This is a genomic window from Streptosporangium subroseum, from assembly GCF_900188345.1.
Classification (GTDB): Bacteria; Actinomycetota; Actinomycetes; order Streptosporangiales; family Streptosporangiaceae; genus Streptosporangium; species Streptosporangium subroseum.
On the sequence record NZ_FZOD01000137.1, the window covers coordinates 1 to 5,561 of the forward strand.

Sequence of the window (5,561 nt, forward strand, 5' to 3'; positions counted from 1 at the left end):
TTGAAGACGGCGGTTCCGTCCGCCGTGTCGGCGGCGGGTCGGACGATCACCTACTCCTACCTGGTCGTCAACACCGGAAACGAGACGTTGACGGGCGTGGGCGTGGCGGACACGGCGTTCTCGGGTACGGGAACGCCCGGAGCGATCACCTGCCCGGTGACGACGCTGGCGCCGCAGGCCATGACGACGTGCACCGGCACCTACGTGACCACCCAGGCGGATGTGGACGCCGGTTCGATGGTGAACACCGCGGTCGCCTCGGGCACTCCGCCGACGGGTCCCGAGGTGACGTCTGCTCCGTCGGCTGCAACTGTCAGCATCACCTCGGCGCCCAGTCTGACGTTGCTGAAGACGGCCTCGCCGAGCACGGTGTCGGCGGCGGGTCAGACGATCACCTACTCGTACGTGATCGTCAACACCGGCAACGCGACGTTGACGGGTGTGGGTGCGACGGACACGGCGTTCTCGGGTTCGGGGACACCCGGGGTGGTCACGTGTCCGGTGACGACGTTGGCGCCGCAGGCTTCGACGACGTGCACGGGCACGTACGTGACCACCCAGGCGGATGTCGATGCCGGTTCGGTGGTGAACACGGCGGTTGCCTCGGGTACTCCGCCGACGGGTCCCGCGGTCACGTCTTCGCCGTCGACGGCGACGGTCACGGCGACGTCGGTTCCGGGGCTGACGGTGGTGAAGACGGCGTCGCCGTCGGCGGTGACGGCGGAGGGTCAGACGGTGAGCTACTCCTACCTGGTCGTCAACAACGGTAACCGGGCGTTGACGGGTGTGGCCGTGGTGGACACGTCGTTCTCGGGTTCGGGGACACCCGGGGTGGTCACCTGCCCGGTGACGACGCTGGCACCGCAGGCCTCGACGACGTGCACGGGCACGTATGCGGTCACCCAGGCGGATGTCGACGCGGGGTCGATCGTGAATACTGCGGTCGCCTCGGGTACTCCTCCGACGGGTCCCGCGGTCACGTCGGCTCCCGCGACGGCGACGGTCATGGTGGCGTCGGTTCCTGGTTTGACGGTGGTGAAGACGGCGTCGCCGTCGGCGGTGACGGCGGCGGGTCAGACGATCACCTACTCGTACGTGATCGTCAACACCGGCAACGCGACGTTGACCGGTGTGGGTGCGACGGACACGGCGTTCTCGGGTTCGGGAACGCCCGGAGTGATCACCTGCCCGGTGACGACGCTGGCACCGCAGGCCATGACGACCTGCACGGGTACGTACGTGGTGACGCAGGCGGACGTCGACGCGGGATCGGTTGCGAATACCGCGGTCGCCTCGGGCACCCCGCCGACGGGTCCACCGGCCACGTCAACTCCGTCGACCGCGACGGTTGGCGTCACCTCGGCGCCCGGCCTGACGTTGCTGAAGACAGCATCGCCGAGCACGGTGACGGCGGCGGGGCAGATAATCACCTACTCCTACCTGGTCGTCAACAATGGCAACGCGACCCTGACCGGTGTGGCCGTGGTGGACACGGCGTTCTCGGGTACGGGGACGCCTCCGGTGATCACGTGTCCGGTGACGACGCTGGCGCCGCAGGCCTCGGCGACCTGCACCAGCACCTACGTGGCCACTCAGGCGGATGTCAACGTCGGGTCGGTGGTGAATACGGCGGTCGCCTCGGGCATTCCTCCGACGGGCCCCGCGGTGACCTCTTCGCCGTCGACGGCGACGGTCACGGCGACGTCGGCTCCTGGTTTGACGGTGGTGAAGACGGCGTCGCCGTCGGCGGTGTCGGCGGCGGGTCAGACGGTGACCTACTCGTACGCGATCGTCAACACCGGCAACGCGACCCTGACCGGGGTGGGCGTGGTGGACATGGCGTTCTCGGGTTCGGGGACGCCTCCGTTGGTGACGTGTCCGGTGACGACGCTGGCACCGCAGGCCATGACGACCTGCACCGGCACGTACGTGACCACCCAGGCCGACATCGACGCCGGGTCGGTGGTGAACACGGCGGTCGCCTCGGGCACTCCGCCCACGGGCCCACCGGTCACGTCTTCGCCGTCGTCCGCGACGGTCGCGGTCGCGGTCGCCTCGTCGTTGACGCTCGTCAAGACGGCGTCACCGAGCACGGTGTCGGCACTTGGCCAGACGATCACCTACTCCTATCTGGTCCTCAACACCGGAAATGCGACGTTGACCGGTGTGGGCGTAATGGATACGGCGTTCTCCGGTTCGGGGACGCCTCCGGTGATCATCTGTCCGGTGACGACGCTGGCGCCGCAGGCCATGACGACCTGCACCAGCACCTATGTGGTGACGCAGACGGATGTCGACGCAGGATCGATTGTGAACACCGCGACGGCCTCGGGTACTCCGCCGACGGGGCCCGCGGTGACGTCTTCGCCGTCGACCGTGACCGTTGCCATTACCTTGGCGCCCAGCCTGACGTTGCTGAAGACGGCCTCGCCGTCCACGGTGACGGCGGCGGGGCAGACGGTGACCTACTCGTACCGGGTCGTCAACAACGGCAACGCGACCCTGACCGGCGTGGGTGTGGTGGATATGGCGTTCTCCGGTTCGGGGACGCCTCCGGTGATCACCTGCCCGGTGACGACGCTGGCGCCGCAGGCGATGACGACCTGCACGGGCACGTATGTGGTGACGCAGACGGATGTCGACGCGGGGTCGGTGGTGAACACGGCGGTCGCTTCGGGTACTCCGCCGACGGGGCCCGCGGTCACGTCGGCTCCGTCGACCGTGACGGTCACGGCGACGCCGGCTCCTGGTTTGACGGTGGTGAAGACGGCTTTGCCCAGCACGGTGACGGCGCCTGATCAGACGATCACCTACTCCTACCTGGTCGCCAACACCGGCAACACGACCCTGACCGGGGTGGGGGCGGCGGACACGGCGTTCTCGGGTACGGGGACGCCTCCGGTGATCACCTGCCCGGTGACGACATTGGCGCCGCAGGCCTCGACAACCTGCACCGGCACGTACGTGACCACCCAGGCGGATGTCGATGCCGGGTCGATCGTGAACACCGCGGTCGCCTCGGGCACCCCGCCCACGGGCTCACCGGTTACGTCGGCTCCGTCGACGGCGACCGTCAGCGTCACCTCGGCGCCCGGCCTGACGTTGCTGAAGACGGCCTCGCCGTCCACGGTGACGGCGGCAGGTCAGGCGATCACCTACTCCTACCTGGTCGCCAACACCGGAAATGTCACGTTGACCGGGGTGGGGGCGGCGGACACCGTGTTCTCGGGTTCGGGGACGCCTCCGGTGGTGACGTGTCCGGTGACGACGTTGGCGCCGCAGGCCACGACGACCTGCACCGGCACCTACGTGACCACCCAGGCCGACATCGACGCGGGATCGATCGTGAACACCGCGACGGCCTCGGGCACTCCGCCCACGGGCCCCGCGGTGACCTCGGCTCCATCGACCGCGACGGTCACGGCTACGCCGGCTCCTGGTTTGACGCTCGTCAAGATGGCATCACCGAGCACGGTGTCGGCGCCTGGTCAGACGATCACCTACTCGTACGTGATCGTCAACACCGGCAACGAGACGTTGACCGGGGTGAGTGTGGCGGATACGGCGTTCTCGGGTTCGGGGACGCCTCCGGTGATCACCTGCCCGGTGACGACGCTCATACCGCAGGCCTCGACGACCTGCACCGGCACATACGTGACCACCCAGGCGGATGTCGACGCCGGCTCGATCGTGAACACGGCGGTCGCTTCCGGCACCCCACCGACGGGCCCATCGGTCACGTCTCCGCCATCGACCGCAACGGTCACGGCCACTCTGGTTCCTGGTTTGACGGTGGTGAAGACGGCGTCGCCGTCGGCGGTGACGGCGGCGGGGCAGACGGTGACCTACTCCTACCTGGTCGTCAACACCGGAAATGCGACGCTGACGGGTGTGGCCGTGGTGGACACGGCGTTCTCGGGTTCGGGAACACCTCCGGTGATCACCTGCCCGGTGACGACACTGGCGCCACAGACTATGACGACGTGCACCGGCACGTACGTGACCACCCAGGCCGACATCGACGCGGGGTCGGTCGTGAACACCGCGACGGCTTCCGGCACTCCGCCGACGGGCCCCGCGGTCACGTCGGCTCCGTCGACCGCGACGGTCACGGCTACGCTGGCTCCTGGTTTGACGGTGGTGAAGACGGCGTCACCGAGCTCGGTATCGGCGCCTGGTCAGACGATCACCTACTCGTACATGGTCGTCAACACCGGAAATGCGACGTTGACGGGTGTGGTCGTGGTGGATACGGTGTTCTCGGGTTCGGGTGCGCCTCCGATGGTGACGTGTCCGGTGACGACGCTGGCGCCGCAGGCCATGACGACCTGCACGGGCACGTACGTGACCACGCAGGCGGATGTCGACGCGGGGTCGATCGTGAACACCGCGACGGCCTCGGGTACCCCGCCCACGGGTCCCGCGGTGACCTCCGATCCGTCGACCGCGACGGTGACCGCCACGTCGAGCCCGGAGCTGTCGCTGTTGAAGACGGCGGTTCCGTCCGCCGTGTCGGCGGCGGGCCGGACGGTGACCTACTCCTACTTGGTCGTCAACACCGGTAACCGGACGTTGACCGGGGTGGCCGTGGTGGACACGGCGTTCTCGGGTTCGGGAACACCTGCGGTGGTGACGTGTCCGGTGACGACGCTGGCGCCGCAGGCTTCGACAACCTGCACCAGCGCCTACGTGGTGACGCAGGCGGATGTCAACGCGGGGTCTGTGGTGAATACGGCGGTCGCCTCGGGTACTCCGCCCGCGGGTCCCGCGGTCGCGTCGGCTCCGTCGACGGCAACGGTGACGGCCGACCTGATTCCCGGCCTGGTGTTGCTGAAGACGGCTGATCTTTCCACGGTGACGGCGGCGGGTCAGACGATCACTTATTCATATCTGGTTACCAACACCGGAAATGCGACGTTGACCGGGGTGGCCGTGGTGGACACGGCGTTCTCGGGTTCGGGAATACCCCCCGTGATCACATGTCCGGTGACGACGCTGGCACCGCAGGCCTCGACGACGTGCACGGGCACGTATGTGACGACGCAGGCGGACGTCGACGCCGGGTCGGTGGTGAACACGGCGGTCGCCTCGGGCACTCCGCCAACGGGTCCCGCGGTCACGTCGGCCCCGTCGACGGCGACGGTGACCGCCACCTCGCGTCCGGAGCTGTCGCTGTTGAAGACCGCCTTCCCATCGGCGGTGACGGTGGCGGGGCAGACGATCACTTACTCCTACCTGGTTGTCAACACCGGCAACGCGACGCTGACCGGCGTGGGTGCGACGGACACGGCATTCTCGGGTACGGGAACGCCGCCGGTGATCACCTGCCCGGTGACGACGCTGGCGCCGCAGGCGATGACGACGTGCACGGGCACGTACGTGACCACCCAGGCGGATGTCGACGCCGGCTCGATTGTGAACACCGCGACGGCTTCGGGCACTCCGCCGACGGGGCCTGCGGTGACGTCGGCTCCGTCGACCGCGACGATTACCGAAGATCTGGTCGCCGGCCTGACGTTGTTGAAGACGGCGGTTCCGTCCGCCGTGTCGGCGGCGGGTCG

1 protein-coding gene is annotated in these 5,561 nt (G+C 68.4%); it reads left to right on the top strand.

The features are described 5' to 3' along the window. On the top strand, window positions 1-5,561 hold a 5,561-nt coding region (locus tag CHC08_RS49260; protein WP_218825853.1), incomplete at both ends, for a beta strand repeat-containing protein.